This is a genomic window from Mesorhizobium sp. NBSH29 (genome assembly GCF_015500055.1).
Taxonomy (GTDB): Bacteria; Pseudomonadota; Alphaproteobacteria; order Rhizobiales; family Rhizobiaceae; genus Neomesorhizobium.
In genome coordinates, this window is the sequence record NZ_CP045492.1 from 1,532,971 (window position 1) to 1,551,254 (window position 18,284).

At 59.1% G+C, this 18,284-nt stretch carries 21 protein-coding genes and 2 riboswitches; of the genes, 12 read left to right on the plus strand and 9 right to left on the minus strand.

What is annotated here, in order from left to right:
- The first annotated feature begins 6 nt into the window (after positions 1-6).
- On the plus strand, positions 7-783 hold the full coding sequence (locus tag GA830_RS07655; protein WP_195164452.1) for an exodeoxyribonuclease III: 777 nt from the start codon (positions 7-9) through the stop codon (positions 781-783).
- Here GA830_RS07655 and GA830_RS07660 read toward each other — a convergent pair.
- Positions 773-1,828, minus strand: a complete 1,056-nt coding sequence (locus GA830_RS07660) for an acyltransferase family protein (RefSeq protein WP_195164453.1) — start codon at positions 1,826-1,828, stop codon at positions 773-775. The two genes, GA830_RS07655 and GA830_RS07660, sit on opposite strands and share 11 nt — an antisense overlap.
- A gap of 153 nt (positions 1,829-1,981) precedes the next feature.
- The gene (gene gcvA, locus GA830_RS07665; RefSeq protein WP_195164454.1) at positions 1,982-2,944 is read right to left on the minus strand and encodes a transcriptional regulator GcvA; all 963 of its coding nucleotides are present in this window, start codon (positions 2,942-2,944) and stop codon (positions 1,982-1,984) included.
- Positions 2,945-3,089: 145 nt separating this feature from the next.
- On the opposite strand from gcvA, the gene speB reads away from it, so the two are divergent.
- From speB to GA830_RS07710, 9 genes are all read left to right on the plus strand, one after another.
- Complete coding sequence (speB, locus tag GA830_RS07670) at positions 3,090-4,157, plus strand: agmatinase (RefSeq protein ID WP_195164455.1); 1,068 nt, start codon at positions 3,090-3,092, stop codon at positions 4,155-4,157.
- An 83-nt stretch (positions 4,158-4,240) separates the two neighbouring features.
- Positions 4,241-5,044: a transporter substrate-binding domain-containing protein gene (locus GA830_RS07675; protein ID WP_195164456.1), complete on the plus strand. Its 804-nt coding sequence runs from the start codon at positions 4,241-4,243 to the stop codon at positions 5,042-5,044.
- A 3-nt stretch (positions 5,045-5,047) separates the two neighbouring features.
- A complete protein-coding gene (locus tag GA830_RS07680; RefSeq protein WP_195164457.1) occupies positions 5,048-5,716 on the plus strand; it encodes an amino acid ABC transporter permease in 669 nt (222 codons plus the stop codon).
- The gene (locus GA830_RS07685) at positions 5,713-6,360 is read left to right on the plus strand and encodes an amino acid ABC transporter permease (protein ID WP_195164458.1); all 648 of its coding nucleotides are present in this window, start codon (positions 5,713-5,715) and stop codon (positions 6,358-6,360) included. Before GA830_RS07680 ends, GA830_RS07685 begins: the two co-directional genes overlap by 4 nt.
- Before the next feature lie 64 nt (positions 6,361-6,424).
- Positions 6,425-7,513: an ABC transporter substrate-binding protein gene (locus GA830_RS07690; protein ID WP_195164459.1), complete on the plus strand. Its 1,089-nt coding sequence runs from the start codon at positions 6,425-6,427 to the stop codon at positions 7,511-7,513.
- Between the two features lie 96 nt (positions 7,514-7,609).
- Positions 7,610-8,650 (plus strand): ABC transporter ATP-binding protein, encoded by a 1,041-nt coding sequence (locus GA830_RS07695; protein WP_195164460.1) that lies wholly within the window; start codon positions 7,610-7,612, stop codon positions 8,648-8,650.
- Positions 8,647-9,504, plus strand: coding sequence for an ABC transporter permease (locus GA830_RS07700; RefSeq protein ID WP_195164461.1), 858 nt, complete (start codon positions 8,647-8,649; stop codon positions 9,502-9,504). Before GA830_RS07695 ends, GA830_RS07700 begins: the two co-directional genes overlap by 4 nt.
- Positions 9,501-10,298 (plus strand): ABC transporter permease, encoded by a 798-nt coding sequence (locus GA830_RS07705; protein WP_195164462.1) that lies wholly within the window; start codon positions 9,501-9,503, stop codon positions 10,296-10,298. The genes GA830_RS07700 and GA830_RS07705 overlap by 4 nt, the downstream gene beginning before the upstream one ends.
- Positions 10,295-11,071, plus strand: coding sequence for a carbon-nitrogen hydrolase family protein (locus GA830_RS07710; RefSeq protein ID WP_195164463.1), 777 nt, complete (start codon positions 10,295-10,297; stop codon positions 11,069-11,071). Before GA830_RS07705 ends, GA830_RS07710 begins: the two co-directional genes overlap by 4 nt.
- Positions 11,072-11,095: 24 nt before the next feature.
- Here GA830_RS07710 and GA830_RS07715 read toward each other — a convergent pair whose 3' ends face one another.
- Positions 11,096-12,019, minus strand: a complete 924-nt coding sequence (locus GA830_RS07715; protein ID WP_195164464.1) for a LysR substrate-binding domain-containing protein — start codon at positions 12,017-12,019, stop codon at positions 11,096-11,098.
- A gap of 92 nt (positions 12,020-12,111) precedes the next feature.
- On the opposite strand from GA830_RS07715, the gene GA830_RS07720 reads away from it, so the two are divergent.
- Positions 12,112-13,005 carry a DMT family transporter gene (locus tag GA830_RS07720; RefSeq protein WP_195164465.1) on the plus strand — a complete coding sequence of 298 codons (894 nt, stop codon included), beginning with the start codon at positions 12,112-12,114 and terminating at the stop codon, positions 13,003-13,005.
- On the opposite strand, the gene GA830_RS07725 is transcribed toward GA830_RS07720, so the two are convergent.
- Positions 12,989-13,513 carry a tyrosine phosphatase family protein gene (locus tag GA830_RS07725; RefSeq protein ID WP_195164466.1) on the minus strand — a complete coding sequence of 175 codons (525 nt, stop codon included), beginning with the start codon at positions 13,511-13,513 and terminating at the stop codon, positions 12,989-12,991. The two genes, GA830_RS07720 and GA830_RS07725, sit on opposite strands and share 17 nt — an antisense overlap.
- Positions 13,510-14,547: a threonine-phosphate decarboxylase CobD gene (gene cobD, locus GA830_RS07730; protein ID WP_195164467.1), complete on the minus strand. Its 1,038-nt coding sequence runs from the start codon at positions 14,545-14,547 to the stop codon at positions 13,510-13,512. Before cobD ends, GA830_RS07725 begins: the two co-directional genes overlap by 4 nt.
- Between cobD and cbiB the strand changes: the two genes are divergently transcribed.
- Positions 14,546-15,517 carry an adenosylcobinamide-phosphate synthase CbiB gene (gene cbiB / locus GA830_RS07735; protein WP_195164468.1) on the plus strand — a complete coding sequence of 324 codons (972 nt, stop codon included), beginning with the start codon at positions 14,546-14,548 and terminating at the stop codon, positions 15,515-15,517. The two genes, cobD and cbiB, sit on opposite strands and share 2 nt — an antisense overlap.
- 62 nt (positions 15,518-15,579) lie before the next feature.
- Here cbiB and cobO read toward each other — a convergent pair whose 3' ends face one another.
- The 4 genes from cobO to GA830_RS07755 are packed head-to-tail and all read right to left on the minus strand — an operon-like array spanning position 15,580 to position 17,657.
- Positions 15,580-16,194, minus strand: a complete 615-nt coding sequence (cobO, locus tag GA830_RS07740; protein WP_195164469.1) for a cob(I)yrinic acid a,c-diamide adenosyltransferase — start codon at positions 16,192-16,194, stop codon at positions 15,580-15,582.
- Between the two features lies 1 nt (position 16,195).
- The gene (gene cobU, locus GA830_RS07745; RefSeq protein ID WP_195164470.1) at positions 16,196-16,711 is read right to left on the minus strand and encodes a bifunctional adenosylcobinamide kinase/adenosylcobinamide-phosphate guanylyltransferase; all 516 of its coding nucleotides are present in this window, start codon (positions 16,709-16,711) and stop codon (positions 16,196-16,198) included.
- A complete protein-coding gene (locus GA830_RS07750) occupies positions 16,704-17,462 on the minus strand; it encodes a CbtA family protein (RefSeq protein WP_195164471.1) in 759 nt (252 codons plus the stop codon). The genes cobU and GA830_RS07750 overlap by 8 nt, the downstream gene beginning before the upstream one ends.
- Positions 17,463-17,477: 15 nt before the next feature.
- A complete protein-coding gene (locus GA830_RS07755) occupies positions 17,478-17,657 on the minus strand; it encodes a CbtB domain-containing protein (RefSeq protein WP_195164472.1) in 180 nt (59 codons plus the stop codon).
- Between the two features lie 36 nt (positions 17,658-17,693).
- Positions 17,694-17,901: riboswitch (cobalamin riboswitch) on the minus strand.
- Between the two features lie 87 nt (positions 17,902-17,988).
- A riboswitch (cobalamin riboswitch) is annotated at positions 17,989-18,194 on the plus strand.
- Positions 18,195-18,284 lie beyond the last annotated feature (90 nt).

The window sequence follows — 18,284 nt, forward strand, 5'->3', positions numbered from 1 at the left end:
TGTGCGGTGACGAAGCTCGCCACCTTCAACGTCAACAACATCAACAACCGCCTCGATATTCTTTTGGCCTGGCTCGACGTGGCAAAGCCTGATGTCGTGTGCCTGCAGGAGTTGAAAGCGACCGACGCCAACTTTCCGGGAGCTGCGCTGGAACAGGCAGGTTACGGAGCGGTATGGCGGGGCCAGCGCACCTGGAACGGGGTTGCCATTCTTGCCCGTGGCGCGAGCCCCGTGATGACGCGCGATACCTTGCCGGGTGATCCGGATGATACCCAGGCACGCTACATTGAGGCGGCGGTGAACGGCATCCTCATAGGCTGTCTGTACGCTCCGAACGGTAACCCGCAGCCTGGCCCGAAGTTCGACTACAAACTCGCTTGGCACGCCCGCTTCGAAGCGCACGCCGCCGAGCTTCTGGCTGCCAGTGTGCCCGTGGTGCTGGCCGGCGATTACAACATCGTACCGGAGCCCCGCGATGTCTATGCAACAAAATCCTACGACGACAATGCTCTGGTGCAGCCCGAAAGCCGCGCCGCCTTCGCCCGACTTTTGAAGCAGGGCTGGACCGACGCGCTGCGCACACTCTTCCCGAACGACGAAATCTATACGTTCTGGGACTACCGGCGAAACCGCTTCCAGCGCAATGCAGGCATGCGGCTCGACCACATCCTGCTGTCGCCCGACCTTGGCCCGAAGTTGAAACATGCCAGCGTCGACAAGGATGTGCGCGCGCTTGACAACGCCAGCGACCATGCTCCGCCCTGGGTGGAACTTAAGCTTTAGGTGCAGTCTCCACGACAGGCCCGCGATAAGGCCAGCCGCGGTGGCGTTTCAGCAGACGCGCAACCGGCTTTTCGATCAGCTCATAGGCGAGCGCCCCGAGCGCGACGCCCGCAAGGATGCCCACCACAACGGATAAGGCGCTCGGCAGGCCGAACGTCTCGGAGGCTTTCAAGACAGCGCCGATGCCCATCGTGTGCCACAGATATATGGAATAGGAACTGTCCCCGAGATAGCCGAGCGCGCGGCTTACGGGCAGCCGTCCGGCCCGTTCGATCAGGAGCAGGCTGACAAGCAAGAGTCCTGACAGTGGCCCATGAACGACTTCGCTGAAGGCGCTGCCGGTAAGGGCGATCAGGCAAAATCCGCCTGCGGCGACTGCAAACGCAGCAAATCCGGCTGAAGCAGAAGGTTTCACGGCCTCCGAGAGCCACCAGCGTGCAATAAGGATGCCGAGCAGAAATTCCAGAATGATCGGTCGGCTGTAGGTTGCCAGCATCGGATTATCCGGCTCGAACAGGTGGCCCCAGAACACCAGGACGACAAGCATAGCAGCCAGCACCGGCAGGCGTGTCCCACGGCGCAGGAAAAGCGTTACAGCAAACAGCGCGTAGAAGAACATTTCATAGTTCAGCGTCCAGCCTTGCACCAGAACGGGCCAGATTTCCCCCTTGGCGGGCGAATAGTGTGGGATGAACAGGAAAGAGCCGGCAATGTGCTGCCAGGTGAGCACGATATTGGGAAGCAGACCGAAAAGCGCGCCGACGATCATCACCGCCGTGGCCACCCAGTAGGCGGGCGCGATGCGCGTCAACCGATCCATGAAGAATGTAAGCGGGGTCAATCCTTCTCGCCCGGCGATCAGCCACATGATGAAGCCGCTGATGACGAAGAACACGTCGACGCCGGCAGCGCCCACGACGAAATTATACCCGTTGCGCTCATTGGCATGAAAAATGACGACGGCCAGCGCCGCTATGCCGCGCAAATATTGAATGCCGAAATATGTGTTGGCCAATGCCCCTCCTGGCCCCTGTCTGTGTGCCATCCCCCCAGTCCAGACTGGACTAGTGGGTTTTGAGGCTTCGGTCACCTCCTGACAAAGAGAATAGTTAACCCTCGAGATGAATGTCTGCTCAATGAGTGAAAGCGTGGGACCGATCAGGGCGCATCGGATCACTGGTGGAAGCGTAGTGGTCCTCTAACCTGACGTCCGTTCCGCCCCCTGCGGTGAGCGGCGGATAGTGCGGCGGGCTGCAATCAGTGGCTCGGCCCGAGCATCGTCTTCCTCGACGCTCGAAAACAACCAGTCAATGAAGGCATCGACAGCCGGCGTGGAGCGAAGGTCATTGCTACAGGCGACGTAAAAAGCATCGACTGCGGGCACGGCAAGTTGGAACGGAACTATCACCTGACCTTTGGTCAACAGATTTGCCGCTGTCAGCGTATCTCCCAGCGCAATTCCATGGCCAAGCAAGGCAGCTTCAATCGCAAGTCGGGCATCGGAAAAATGGTGCTGCTGTACGCCAGAGAGGCCATGCACATCAGCTGCAGTCAGCCAGATATGCCACTCATGCCCCCCATCTCCATGCAAGATGGTGTGTTCTGCAAGATCACGCGCGGTGCGGATAGGCCGATTGTTGACCAGCGAAGGACTGGCGATCGGAAAGAGATCCAGATGCGACCAAAGCTTCAACCAGCAATCCGTCCAGCTGCCGTCACCATAGAGAATTGCAATATCTACATCAGGCGTGTGGATAAGTGCAGGATCGTTCGCGGCATTCAACGTCAGCCGGATTTCCGGATAGCGCGCAGTAAAGCTCGCCAGCCTCGGCATCAGCCATAGCGACAGCAGAGCGGAAACACAGGTGATCGACAGCGCCCCAGATTTTGCAGGTCGGGTCATTCGCGCGGTGGCCGCCGCGATCTCCGCGAAGGCCGATGTCACTGAGGGTAACAGATCGGCGCCATGCTCGGTCAGCGTCAATCGCTGCCCGCCTCGGTTGAAGAGTTTAACTTTCAACGATGCCTCAAGCGCCTTGATCTGATGGCTGATGGCGCCGTGCGTAACAAAAAGCTCCTTGGCAGCCTTGGTCAGAGAGCGATTGCGCGCTGTTGCCTCGAAGGCGCGCAGCGGGTTGAGCGGGGGCAGTCTCTGGTTCAAAGTAGGGCCATCCGTGAAATGCTGATGTGAGAATAACTCACAAAATCATTGCAAACAATGTCCATTGCTTTCCACGCCGTGCCTTGCAAGATTTTAGTTTAGCAGCAGCGCTTTTCGGCGCGCTAGGACTTGTAAGGATCGATCAATGGATTGGGACGCGGCGAAGCTGAAAGAATTGATTGCCAAGTATGGCGAGAGTCACGGCGGTGAGTTGTTCAACCCGCAGTTCCGGCGCGTAGCAGACAAGATTTTCAGCAAGAGCGGGACCAGACTGGCACCCTATTCAGGTATTCCCACGTTCCTGACAGCGCCCTACATGGAAATCGATAACGACAAGCCCGATTTCAAGGATCTGCAGGTCGCAATGATTGGTATGCCAATGGATCTGGGGGTAACCAACCGTAATGGTTCGCGCTTCGGGCCGCGCGCTCTTCGCACCATCGAACGTATTGGACCCTACAACCATGTGCTCGATTGCGCGCCGGTGCATGATCTGCGCGTTGCCGACATCGGCGATGTCAGCTTCCGAAGCCGCTATCGGTTGGAAATGAGCCATGAAGACATCGAGCGGCGGGTCGGTCAGATCGTCGACGCTGGTGTGCTGCCCCTGTCCATCGGTGGCGATCATTCGATTACCCATCCGATTTTGAAGGCCGTTGGTAAAAAACGGCCGGTGGGCATGATCCATATCGATGCCCATTGCGATACGGGCGGCGCGTATGACCTGACCAAGTTTCACCACGGCGGTCCGTTCCGCAATGCGGTGCTTGACGGCGTTCTCGATCCGACACGCACGATCCAGATCGGCATCCGCGGCGCTGCAGAATATCTCTGGGAATTCTCCTATGAGTCCGGCATGACCGTCATCCATGCCGAAGAGGTTACAGGCTTGGGTATTCCGGCGATCATCGCGCGCGCCAGACAGATCATTGGCGACGGCCCGACCTATCTTTCCTTCGATATCGACAGCCTCGATCCGTCATTTGCGCCGGGAACCGGCACCCCGGAGATTGGCGGACTGACGACGCGGGAAGTTTTGGATCTGATCCGCGGGCTGAAGGGAATGAACATTGTCGGCGGCGATGTCGTCGAAGTGGCGCCGCAATACGACTCAACCACCAACACTGCCCATGCCGGTGCCCAGATGTTGTTTGAGATACTCAGCCTTATGGTTTTCAGCCCGGCAATCTCGGGCGGAAAGTCTGACGCGTAATTCGATATCGGCCATTGAACGGAATGCAATGAGCCACGGCCGGAAACAGGCCGGAATCAACAATCATTCCAGAGGGATAAAACATGTCACTGCATTTCAACTTGAAATCCTCCATTGCGGCGTTGGCACTGTTCGGTGCCGGCCTAGTCGTTGCCGCGCCCGCCAGCGCCGACGCTGTCGCCGATATCCAGGCCGCCGGCGTGCTCAATGTCGGCGTCTTCGCGGATTTTCCTCCGTTCTCCTCGGCCAGTTCCGACATGAGCCTGAAGGGCTATGACATGGATGTGGCACAGGCTATTGCCGACGCACTTAAGGTCAAGCTGGTACCGGTCGCGATCACCGGTCAGAACCGGATTCCGTATCTGAATGATCATCGCGTCGATCTGTTGATGAGCGTTGGGTATTCTGATGAGCGCGCCAAGGTGATCGACTATGCCGCGCCCTATGCGCCCTACTATATTGCCGTTATCGGGCCGGCAGCCACCGAAGTGAAGGATAAGGCTGACCTCGCCGGCAAATCAATTGCGGTAAACAAGGGCACGCTCGAAGACACGTCGCTCACAGAAGCTGCACCCGAAGGGACCGATATCAAGCGCTTCGACAACTACAATTCCGTGATCCAGGCCTTCATATCGGGCCAGACCGATTTGATGGTGGTTGGCAATGACGTGGGCGCGCAGGTGTTGGCGAAACAGGATGCGATAAAGCCGGAGCAGAAGTTTCAGCTGTTGAGCTCTCCCTCGCACATTGCGCTCAACAAGGGCGAAGATGCTCTCAAAGCAACGATCAATGACACGATTGCCAAGATGGTAGCGGACGGCAGCCTCAATGCTTCCTCGCTGACCTGGCTGAAGGTCGAATTGAATCCGGAAAACCTCAAGGACTAGACTTTGTCCTACAGCTTGGACTTCGGATGGCTAAACGACGCGCTGGGGGCCATTGCCCACGGCGCGTCGATGACCATCATGCTAATTGCGGTGACGACTGTGTTCGGCACAGTCATCAGCGTGATCCTTGCTGCCGGCAGGCGCAGCGGCAATCGCCTATTGCGGCAGGCTATCACCGCCTATGTTGAACTGATCCGCAACACGCCGTTTCTGGTGCAACTGTTTTTCATTTTCTTCGGGTTGCCGAGCCTCGGCATCAGGCTCGACCCGATCTCGGCCGCGATACTGGCAATGACCCTCAACATGGCGGCATACACCACAGAAATCGTTGGTGCCGGTCTGGACGCTGTTCCCAATGGCCAAAAGGAAGCGGCGCTGGCACTGGGCTTGCGACCACGACAAGTGTTCGTCAAGATCGTGCTTCCACAGGCCTTGCAGATCATCTTTCCGGCGCTCACCAGCCAGATTGTCATCATGATGCTAGAATCCGCCGTCGTATCTCAGATCTCGGTCAGCGAATTGACCTATCAAGGTGACATGCTGCAGGCGCGAACCTTTCGGGCTTTTGAAACTTATTTCATCATCACGCTGGTCTATCTCGGCCTCTCGATTGGCTTGCGCCGGTTGTTGGTCAGGGCTGGCCGCGTTGCACTTCCTGCGGGCGTTTCATGATCGAATTCACCCTCTGGGATATTGTCCGCAGTTTGCTCTTCGCCACCCGCTGGACTGTGGCGCTGTCACTGGCTGCCTTTGTTGGCGGCACAATTGTCGGCATTGCCATTCTGATCCTACGCATTTCAAGTCATGGCCTGGCGCGTCGTTTTGGGAAAGGCTATATCGCGCTGTTCCAGGGCACACCTCTGTTGATGCAACTGTTTCTCATTTTCTTCGGCATGCCGATGCTCGGCTTTCGTATAGAATCGTGGACTGCTGCGGTGCTATGCCTGACATTCTACGCCAGCGCCTATTTGGCCGAAATCTGGCGAGGCGGCGTCGAAGCCTTGCCGCGCGGTCAATGGGATGCAGGCGCAAGTCTCGGTTTGCACAGGGCGCAGGAACTTGGACTGATCATCCTGCCGCAGGCGTTTTCGATCACGCGAGCGCCGATTGTTGGCTTCCTGGTTCAGTTGATCAAGGCGACGGCTTTGACATCGATTATCGGTTTCGACGAACTTCTGCGAACGTCCAACGCCATCAACAACGCCACATTCGAACCGTTCAAGGTTTACGGGCTGGTGGCTTTGATTTTTTTCGTCCTCTGCTTCCCGCTGACACAATATGCGCGGATGCTAGAGGCCAGACAGATCGCTCATTGAGGCAGAGAACCTCAGGGCAATACCAGGGAACCCGGTCACAGACCGGCAAACAAAGGAGAAGAACATGACCAAAGTTTTCAACAGTTCTATAAGCCGCCGGGCCGTTCTGGGGGGCACTGCCATGGCCTTGGGCGCCCTGTCGATGCCGTCAGTTTTGCGTGCTCAGGACCGCTCGCTCAAGGTCGGAGTCTATGGCGGCTACTTCAAGGATTCGTTCGACAAGAACATCTTCCCTGATTTTACCACGGCAAGCGGGATCACAGTGGAATCAATTGCCGAGCCAACCGGTGAAGCGTGGCTGGTTCAGCTCGAACAGGCAGCAAAGGCCGGCGTTGCCCCTGCGGATGTCTCGATGATGTCGCAGGTCGCCATGCTGAAGGGTCAATCCACCGACCTTTGGGCCCCGATCGACACTTCCAAGATCAAAAACTATGACGATCTGCTGGAGCGCTTTGTCAACAAATATCCGGATGGTCGCGTGGCTGGCATCGGCGCTGTTGCCTGGTACATTACGCTGGTCACCAACACCAAATCCTATCCCGAAGCTCCAGACAGCTGGGCGGCGTTCTGGGACCCGGCCAATGCTGACAAGCTGGGCTTGCTGGCGCTGGTGTCAAACTCGTTCCTTCTGGAAGTCACGGCAAAGACCTTCATGGGCGGGACCAATGCATTGGATACCGAGGAAGGTCTTAACAAGGCATTCGAAAAGCTGGCTGAAGTTAAGCCGAATGTGCGCCTCTGGTACCGCGACGAAGCGCAGTTCGAACAGGCTCTGAAGTCCGGTGAAATCCCGATGGGCCAATATTACCACGATGTTACCGGGCTGGCGGCCGCAGATGGTCACCCTGTTCGCTCCACCTTCCCCAAGGAAGGTGGAATTCAGGATTCCGGCTGCTGGGCGCTGTCGCGTGCCTCGAAAAAAGTAGAGGAAGCGCATGTCTTCATCGACTACATGAGCCAGCCGGAGATCCAGTCAAAGCTGTCGCGAAAAGTTGGCACAGCGCCGACGCTGAAGCGTGAGAAACTCGACCTGACCCCTGAGGAGTTCGCCAGCGTGTCGTCGGATATCGAGCCGATCATCCCGCGCTACGATCTCTACCAGACCAAGTCCGACTGGTTGAACCAGAAGTGGACCGAGCTGATTGCCGGGTAACGCCTGATCATCAGGCGCACCATAGCCTGATAAGCCGAGGGGCCGGTTGCGGCCCCTCCAGCCCCAGCCATACTGGGCAACGACGACGGGATGATAATGTCTGGATTGACGCTCGATAGAGTCCGAAAGGATTTTGGCAATTTTACCGCGGTAAGCGACGTGCAATTGAAGGTGCCGCACGGTACATTTGTTTGCATGCTGGGGCCGTCTGGCTGTGGCAAGACCACACTGTTGCGCATGATTGCAGGCCTCGACCTGCCAACCAGCGGTTCAATCCTGCTGGATGGCGATGACATCACCGCAGTACCAACGCACAAACGCAACCTTGGAATGGTTTTCCAGTCGCTGGCGCTCTTCCCGCATCTTTCGGTTGGTGAAAACATCGCTTATCCCATGCGTATTCGCGGTGCTCCGCGTTCGGAACAGAAACAGCGTGTCGATGAATTGCTGGCGATGGTCCGCCTCACCGGCTATGCCGACCGCCCGGTGGCAAAGCTTTCAGGCGGCCAGCGCCAGAGGGTAGCAATCGCCCGCGCGCTGACGCGCTCTCCAAAACTTTTCCTGCTTGATGAACCCCTGTCAGCGCTCGACGCCAATTTGCGGGAAGCCATGCAGGTGGAGCTGCGGCAACTGCAACAACAGCTTGGCATCACCACGATTGTCGTCACCCATGACCAGCGTGAGGCAATGACCATGGCCGATACGGTCGTGGTGATGAACAAGGGCGAGATCCGCCAGGCAGCCAGCCCCATGGAGATCTACCGGCAACCAGCCGATACCTTTGTCGCCAACTTCATCGGCGCAACCAACCTGATTGCCATGGAGACAGACAGTAGTGCTGGCCGTGCAATTGCACTGGGGCAGGTCATTCCAGGGTTGGTTGTTTCCGCCGGCGGCCACGCCACGATCTCTGTACGACCGGAAGATGTGCACCTGACATCGCCAACAACCGAAGGAGCCATACCGGGCACGGTGACATTCATTCGCGACCTCGGCGGCACCATCGAAACTTTCATAGATTGCGCTGGTAAGCAGATCATGGCGGTGTCCACGCCGCGGGCCCGGCCGGACGTTACCGTGGGCCAGGCGATTGGGGTGGTGCTGGAGCCCAGCGTCTGCGTGGTGCTGGCGCAATGAGGCGGGAAGCCCCACAGAAGCTGGCTGATTATGCACCGCTAGCATTTCCTGCGGTGATGCTCGTCGTGTTCTTCGTCATTCCGTTCGGAACAATGATCTCGGTGAGCTTTTTCCAGCGATTGCAGGGCGGTTTTTATACACCTGCTTTCGTTTTCTCGAACTATGAGCGCTTTCTCTCGCTGTTCTTCGCCCATGTTCTCGGCTTCTCGCTGATGCTGGCTGTACTTGTGGCTATGTGCTGCGTCTGCATCGGCGTGCCTTTCACATATTTGCTGACAAAACTGTCGCGGCGGGCACAAATCGCCTGGATGGTAGCGCTGCTCTCTGTATTGTCCCTCTCGGAGGTCATCATTGGCTTTGCATGGTCAACGCTGCTGTCGCGGACCGCAGGCATCACCAATCTTTTGGTGATGATGGGGCTGATGGAAAAGGCAGTGGCTCTCACACCAGGCTTTCCGGCTGTGCTGACAGCAATGGTGTACCAGGCGTTGCCTTACACTATTCTCGTCCTCTATCCCGCGCTTGTGCGTCTCGATCCAACCTTGACCGAAGCCGCACGAACGCTCGGCGCCTCGCCGGTGCGCGCCTTTTTCACAGTGGTGATACCAGCATTGCGGACCACCATTTTGGCGACGTTAATCATGGTGTTCATTTTTGCCCTCGGTTCATATCTGTTGCCACAGATTCTTGGTCGCCCGCAGCATTGGACGCTTTCGGTGATGATCACAGACCAAGCGATTTATCAGTCCAACATGCCGTTTGCCGCAGCCATGGCTGTATTCCTGGTATTGGTCACGCTGGGGCTTGTAGCCCTGACGATGTTGGCCGGACGCAAGCGAGAGGCCGCAATATGATATACCTGCGCCGCTTCTACTTCATTCTGGTCGGCCTGTTCCTTTCCGCCCCCCTAATTGTTGTCGCTGGCGTCTCGGTGAATGCGAAGCAGACGTTGGCCTTCCCTCCTCAGGGTTTTTCGCTGCTTTGGTATGCCGATATTTTTTCCGATTCCGGATGGCGCAACGCATTGTTCGCATCGCTGATGCTGGCTCTCCTGTCTGCAGCGCTGGCAGTCGCGATTGCGCTGCCCTTGAGCTGGTTTCTTTGGCGGCGCATTGCACCTTGGGCCAACATCTTCCAACTCCTTGGTATTGCGCCATTTACGCTGCCGCCAGTGATCACTGCACTCGGGCTGCTCACCTTCTGGGCAACTACGGGCCTCTATGGACAACCCTGGACGGCGGTGATCAGTCACGCAATTTTCTTCGTCACGCTGCCACTGGTGACCCTTTCGCTGGGGTTCACCGCCATTGACCGCTCTCTGGTAGAGGCCGCCGCCACATTGGGTGCCGATGATCGCACGATCTTCCGCACCGTGGTGTTGCCGCTCATCACGCCATACCTCGTGTCGGGCTATGCCTTCGCATTTGTGCTGTCGCTGAATGAATATATCGTCGCCTACATGACGGTGGGTTTCACCATGGAAACGTTGCCGATCAAAATATTCAACGCGCTCAGATACGGCTACACACCGACCATGGCTTCCGTGACAGTCCTGTTTGTGGTTTTGGCCGCGATCATCTATTCGCTGATTGCCCGTTTTGGTGATCTTTTGAAACTGCTCGGCGCTAATCCCGAGGAACAGCCATGATCCGAATTTCTGCTCTGCAGATGCAGACCCGCGGCATCGATACAGGTGCCAATCTTACCCGCATCGAAAGTGCCGCGCGCGAGGCGGCGGAAGCCGGGTCAAGTTTGTTGGTGACACCAGAACTTGGCGTTACAAGCTATGGTGGCGGTCGAGATATTCTGGATCTGGCTGAGCCCGTCGATGGGCCAATCGTAGCACGCCTGGGCGAGATTGCGCAGCAAAGCGGGGTCGCCATCGTGGCAGGCTTCGCCGAGAAGGCGGGGGGAACGGTCTACAATTCCTCCGTTTATACGGATGGCATAGCCAAACCTTCCGTATACCGCAAATCGCATCTTTACGGCGCCTACGAGCGCGACCTGTTCATGCCAGGCCCTCCTTCAACCTGTCTGTTCGTGCACCACGGTATGACGCTCGGGATGCTGATCTGCTACGATGTCGAGTTCCCTGAAAATGTTCGACGTCTCGCAGTTGCCGGTGCAGACATGATCCTCGTCCCGACTGCGACGCCGATGGGGTCATCGGGAACGTTCATCGCAGAAAAGATGATCGCCGTGAGAGCATTCGAGAACCAGATTTTTATCGCCTATGTCAACAATACCGGCCGCGATCGGGGGTTCGACTATGCCGGGCGGTCGGTCATCGCCGCCCCCGATGGCGGTGTTCTGGCATCGGCGGGAGTGTCGGAGGAATTGCTGACCGCCGACATAGCGCTCGACGCTTACGCAGGTTCAAGGTTTGAAAACAGCTATCTGCAAGACATAGGCAGCGCCTGATGTTCAGAATCCGGCCAGTTGCGTTTATTCTTCAGAGAGAAAGCGTTCTATCTGGCGCGGATCGACATTGGCCTCGGCCCCGATCCGTCGCGCCAGTTCGGCTGCTGCCGGTCGTGGCGTTCCTGCCGGCCGATCAAGCCAATAGGAGACAGGGTTAAGCACGGTGCCGCTGTCCACGCTTGCAAGCCGGCCAGCCAACAGAAATTCTTCGACGAGCGGTGGTCGGGCAAGCGCAACGCCAAGCCCGTGAACGGCAGCGTCGAGCACAAGATTGTAATCTTCAAAACGACGGTCCTGTGAACGTGGGCGGTAATCGATGCCGCGTGCGGCAAACCAGGCGCGCCAGCCCGACGCATCGGAATCGTGGATCAGCGGATGCGCAAGCAGCCGTTCGGGTTCCCCGTGACCGATCTTGGCCGCCAGGTCAGGCGATGCGATTGGAAAGCACATCTCTTCAAACAGCTTTTGCGATATCCGCCCCGGCACGGCCCCACGCCCACAGCGAATGGCTAGGTCCACGCCCTCATCACCCAGATCGGTGCGACGGTGATCGACATTGAGAACGATCCGCAGCGACGGGTCGCCCTGTTCCAGAAGCGTCAGCCGTGGCATCAGCCACAGGCCTGATATCGACGGGATGGAACTAACGCGCACCACAGCCGGGCCGCGCGGTTCGCTCCACCGGTCGGAGGTGTCAGCAATTAGCGCAAAGGCCTCAGCCGTTCGCAGGAAAAGCCGCTGACCTTCGCTGGTTAGCGTCACGCCGCGCCCGCCGCGATCGAACAGTTTCAGGCCAACCCAGCCCTCCAGCTTGGCGATCTGCCGGCTGACAGCGCCATGCGTAATGTTCAGGCGTTCCGCCGCAGCGCTGAAGCTGCCGCTGCGTGCTGACGCTTCGAACGCGCGAAGCGTTTCAAGGGGGAGAACCGGCGATGAGATGTGATCCATGATCACAGCTCATCATCGAATTGTTCGATTGTCAATCAGCTCGTAAGCGCACACATTCCAGTCAACCCGTACTCACAGCATGGCGCAGGAAAATGGCAAGCACGACGATCGACAATTCCATCCCGGCAAAACTCGACATGGCGACGCTGGTCATCATCGCCATCACCGTAGTCGCGTGGGCGTCCGCATTCCCAGCAATCCGCGCCGGGCTGACCGCCTTTGGTGCGGCTGAATTGGGAGCCGTGCGTTTCGGCATCGCAGCGGTGCCGGCGGCAATTTATTTGATAATCATGCGTCCGGCCTTGCCGGCACTGGGCGAAGCCTGGCGTTTCGCATTTGGCGGGATATTCTTCGTCGCGTTCTATACTGTACTCCTGAACTTCGGCGAGCAGACGGTCTCGGCCGGCGCGGCGAGCTTCATCATCAACGTCAATCCCATCATCACGGTGATCCTGGCGCTGCTTCTGCTCGGTGAGCGCTTTCGACCCATAGCGTGGCTGGGTATGATCATTTCCTTCTCCGGCATCGGCCTGATCGCGCTGGGAGAGGGCGGTGGCCTGAAAGTTGATAGTGGTGCGCTGCTCATTCTGGGTGCTGCGTTCTGCACCAGCGCGGCCATGATCGTCCAAAAGCCGTTGTTTAAAAAGCACAACGCGCTGACTGTCGCGATGTGGAACATGGTCATCGGCGCGCTCTGCCTGTCACCCATGTTGCCCGGCGGCCTCAAACAGGCCGCAAGTTCTGACAGCCACGCTCTGTTTGCCGTAATCTATCTTGGCATTGTGCCGAGCCTGATCGCCTACGGCACCTGGGCCATGGTGCTGTCGCGGATGCCTGCCTCGCGCGCCGCAAACTTCCAGTATTGCGTCCCACCGGTGGCTACAGCCATGGGTTTTCTCTGGCTGGGCGAGGTCCCAGGCTGGGTCAGCGTAGCCGGCGGAGCGCTGGCTCTTGGCGGTGTAATACTCGTCAATCTGCGTCGGTAGCAGGCGCCAGATCGAGCCGGAACGGTACGCCTTCGAAGCAATCCGCACCCCGCCCAATGCCCGCAATGGCCGCAACCATGCGGCCCTCGCGCCCAAGCAGCCGATCAGCGTAGCCAATCAGCCGAGCATTGGGCGTGGCTGTCGTAGACAGCCGGCGCAGCGTGGCAGCAAGTTCTGCCTCTGTTCGCTGCGGTGCCAGCGCCGCAGCGATGATGTAGGCAGCTGCAGTCGAGCGACTGACCCCGGCATAACAATGGACCACCATCGGGCTTTGGCGATCCCAACTCCGTGCAAACTCCAGAAGCTGTGCCACATGCGCCTCCGCCGGGGAAACCAAACCGGGCTGCTCGTCCACGATGTCATTCATCGCCAGCCATAGATGGTCAGCCGCGGCCACCGATGTAGGGCGCACGACCTCGGTGCCCGCGGTGAGCAGCGAGACGATGCGCGCCGCACGCGTTTCTTCAACGGTGGCATGGAGGCGCGCCAGTGAACACACATGGATCATGTCTTTGGTCTTCCGGTCCAGTTATCGAGCGCTTCGGCAAGGCGCTGCCATTCGACTTCATTCCCCGGCAACCCGAAGCGCAGCACATCACTGCGCCAGTCAAAGTTTCGCACGAAAATTCCGTGTTGGCCAAGCGTGACAAACAGTGCCTGGGCCTCGTCCACCTGCACGAAACGAAACAGGTTGGTGCCACCGGCTACAGCAACGCCGTGCGCCTGAAGCAGAGCATCGAGCCGCGCCGCCTCGCTGGCAAGGCGGGTGCGCATGGTCTCCTGCCACCCTGTGTCGGCAAGCGCGTGCAAGCCGATTTCCAGCGCCGGCCCGGCCACTGCCCATGGCCCGAGCAACGCCTCGATCCGCGCGATTGTCTCTGGTGCGCCGATGGCAAAACCGAGCCGGACGCCGGCAAGACCGAAAAACTTGCCAAACGACTTGAGCACGATCAGTGCTGGATGGCCGGCATCTCCGGCGACGCTCTCCTGTTCTGGCCCGACATCCATAAAGGCCTCGTCGACGACCAGGAGCCTGCTGCGCGCCGCCATCTGGTCGGCGAGTTCCAGAAGGTCCGTGCGGGTGGTAACCCGCCCGTCCGGATTGTTCGGATTCACGACGATGGCCAGGTCGGCATCGGCCAGTGCGCCAATATCAGTCACGGTTGCAACCTCGTGGCCGGCAAGCGCTGCCGCTCGCTTGTGTTCGGCGTAGGTCGGCCCCAGCACAGTCGCGCGGCTTGCTGGCACCAGCGAAGCGACCAACGGCAACAGGATCTGAGTGCCGGGCGCCGGCACAATGTGGGCGGGCGAGGGAGCGCCGTAAGCCCGTGCGGCAATGGCGGCGAGCGCACGCGCGCGCGACGGCTCGGGCAGGCGCGCAAATGCTGTGGCAGGCAGTTCGAAAAGCGGGTAGGGGTGAGGATTGATCCCGGTCGACAGGTCGACAATGGGCCGTGGCGCGTCAGGAAAAAGCGCTTCTGCCCGATCGAGGCTGCCGCCATGATCGATCACTGTCCTTCTATCATTTTTCACGGTGCCCATGTCAGCTTTGATCGCCTTTCTGGCCCTTATCCTTGAACGCTACATTGGCTATCCGGTGCCGCTGTTGCGCGCCGCGGGCCATCCGGTCATGTGGATCGGCGCTGTTATTTCGGTGCTCGATACCTACCTCAACAAACCGAATTTTTCGGTCAGACGCCGCACCATGCATGGCATGGTAGCGCTGATCATTATCGTTCTGTTGCCGGCAGTTCTGGCGTCCCTGCTGTCCGGGCTTGTGTCGTGGATGTTTGTCTGGGGCTTTGTCATCGTAGCGATACTCGCAAGCACTCTGTTGGCCCAAAAAAGCCTGCGCAGCCACGTAGCGGCGGTTGCCGAAGCACTGGAGAGCGAGGGACTGGAGGGCGGCAGGCAGGCTGTCTCGATGATAGTCGGGCGTGACCCCGAGCGCCTCGACGAGGCGGGCGTGAGCCGCGCCGCCATCGAAAGCTTGGCTGAAAATTTCTCTGATGGCGTCGTTGCCCCTGCCTTCTGGCTGGTGGTCGGCGGGCTTGCCGGCGGCGCGGCCTACAAGGCGGTCAATACCGCCGATTCGATGATAGGCCACCATACAGAAAAGCATGGCGCGTTCGGTTGGGCGTCGGCGCGATTTGACGACCTTATCAATCTGCCTGCTTCGCGGCTGGCTGCGGTGCTGCTGACGGTGGCGGCTTTCATTATCCCCGGCGCGTCGGCCAGGAATGCATGGTCTGCTGTCCGGCGTGATGCGAAAAAGCACCGCTCGCCCAATGCCGGATGGCCTGAGGCAGCAATGGCCGGGGCGCTCGGCCTCTCGCTCGCCGGCCCCCGCGTCTATGGAGGCGTGATGGTCGAGGATGCGGAGATGGGCGCCGGTGGCCGACGCGATGCCAGCGCAGCCGACATCCGCCGCGCTCTGCGACTCTATGGAATTGCCGATGTGCTGTTGATCGGGCTGGCCGGTACGGTGGCCGCGATCTGGTTTGTCGCTTGAGCCAGGGCATTTGTAGGCTGCGCAACCAGCCTCAAAACCGCAAACCAAACGTACAAAAGGCATCAGAACTCGATACCCTGCTGTGCTTTCACGCCGGCGGAAAAATGATGCTTTGTCGCGCCCATTTCGGTAACAAGATCGGCTGCCTCCACAAGTTCCGGCTTGGCATTGCGGCCGGTCACCACGACATGCAGATCCGCACGCCGTGCCTTTAGCGCTGTCACCACTGCGTTTAGGTCGAGATAGGAATAGCGCAGTGCGATATTCATCTCGTCCAGAACCAGAAGCCTGATCGAGGGGTCGGCCATCAATTCCAACGCCTTGCTCCAGGCGCGCTCGGCGGCAGCGATATCGCGCGCCAGATCCTGCGTTTCCCACGTAAAGCCTTCGCCCATGGTGTGCCAGACCACGCGCTCGCCAAAGGCAGCAAAGGAATCTTTCTCGCCGGTATGCCAGGCGCCTTTGATGAACTGCACGACGCCGACGCGGTGGCCGTAGCCCAGCATGCGCAACGCGAGGCCAAAGGCTGCGGTGGTCTTGCCCTTGCCAGGCCCGGTATTGACGATCAGCAACCCCTTCTGTTCGATCGTCTTGCCGGCCACTTCCTCATCCTGCACGGCCTTGCGCTTGGCCATCTTGGCCCGGTGGCGTTCGGTGTCTTTCGGATCGATACTCATATCATTTGACCTTCATGGGTAAGCCCGCCACGAGGAACAAAACCTCATCTGCGACGCTTGCAACCTGCTGGTTCAGGCGCCCAGCGGCATCGCGAAAACGGCGGGCGAGTGCATTATCCGGGACGATGCCAAGGCCCACTTCATTGCTGACGACAAACCAAGGCCCGCGCGGTTGAGAAAGGACCGCAGCGAGCGCTGTGCATTCGGCTTCGATGTCGGCTTCGGCCAGCATCCGGTTGGTCAGCCACAGCGTCAGACAATCGAGCAGCAGCGGCTCGCCGTCTGGTAGTGTGGCAAGGGCGCCGGCAAGATCGTGCGGGGCGTTGATTGTCATCCAGCCCGCCCCGCGCCGCGCCTGATGCTGCACGATGCGCTCGGCCATTTCATCGTCAAACGCCTGCGCGGTAGCGATATAGGCCCAGGGAGCTGGAAGTTTGGTGACCTCCCGTTCGGCATGCGCGCTCTTGCCGGAGCGCGCACCGCCGAAAAGGAGCGTTAATCTCGCTTGATCAGGCAAGGCCGCGTTTCAGTACCGGCTCGCCCGCCACGGTAAAACGGGAGCGCAACAATCCGACGACAGCGCCCAAAACCATCCAGAACATCAGGTTTGTCAGCGTCGCCGCCACGACAAAGCGACGGAGCAGCTCAGCCGGAACAGCGGTGCCATGGCTCACTGGTTGCGGCGCGCCAATGATGTGCGGCGCTACGATCAACGCTACGCCGAGAAGCGCAAACGGCAATGAATTGCGGAAAGCAAGCAACGCCAGCCCCCCGGCAGTAGCCAACACCGTGCCAATCCACCATGCTTGGCGGATCGAAACATCGGCGGCAGGCATGCCCGGCAGTTCGGGCGGCAGGCCAAGGCCCGGCGCCAGCGTGAAGACAGCAAAGCCGGCGAACCCCCAGAAAAGCCCCTGACGCCAGGACAGAATACCGCCAAGCGCTTCCGATACTGCCACCAGAACCAGCGCAAAGCCGATTGCCGTCACGATGTTCGCAGCCGCTGTATAGGCAAAGCGCTCAAAACCGTCGGCAGGCTCCCACGCATCCTCGCCATGCGCGTGAGCTTCAACAACGGGCGTTGTAGCTGCTGCTCCGGCATTGGCCGCTTGCGTATCATGGTCATGGTTGGCAGGTGCTGCGTTTTCATACGTTTCCGCCGCCAAGATCAGCGGCACGGTGGCAAAAGTCTGCATGGCCGCCATGGCGATACCTGACAATAGCCCGGCGATCGCCGCGATGAACACGACGTTACGAAAAAGGGTCATGGATCAAGCTCCGGCTCAGTGGCAGGGAAAAGCCATCGAATGGCGGTAATCGTGCGCGGCGTTATGGGCGACTTCCATATGTGAGAAGCCGACAAAGCCGATAACGAAGAGCCCGAGCAGAGCCGAAAGGCCAAGCTGAAATGCGCGCGACGCCGAAGAAGCTGCGCTTGTGGTCGTGTGTGTTGCAGTGGTCAATTTCATATTCCTCTCGCCCTCCACCCGAGGGCCTTGGTTGCAGTCGTGTCGCCGGCAGGTCTCCTGGCTCGCGGGTCAATGCTCCTTCCCCGCCTTCCCGGACAATTGATCCAGTGGCATTTGGGGAGGAACTCGCCGCATACAGTTGCGGGGGCAGCCGCGGCATTGGATCGGCTCATCTGAGCTTTCCGTACCGCATTCCCTCTTTCGGTTCTTATCGAAAACCGACGACAGCGCGACTATAAACGAACTTCGCCGCCGGGCAACCGAATTTGCCGGCTGACTTTGGGCCAGAACGCGAAGCGCGTTGACATCATGTCAGCCACCCGCGTAATTTCCCCCTGCCGATGGTCCTTCTCCGGCAACGGAGAGGGTGAAAAGGGAATGTGGTGCCGGGCAGAAATGCCCCTAAACCACAGCTGTCCCCGCAACTGTAAGCGAAGAGCCTCTACCAAATGCCACTGGGCTATTGCCCGGGAAGGTGGGAGAAGGTGCCGACTCGCGAGCCAGGAGACCTGCCATCGAACACGAAACCGGATCCGGGCGGGGTGCCCTGGAACCCGGCTATGGAAACACCGCGCTGTTGAATGGCGCTGGTGGACCCTTTGCTGCACCCCACGAGATTTG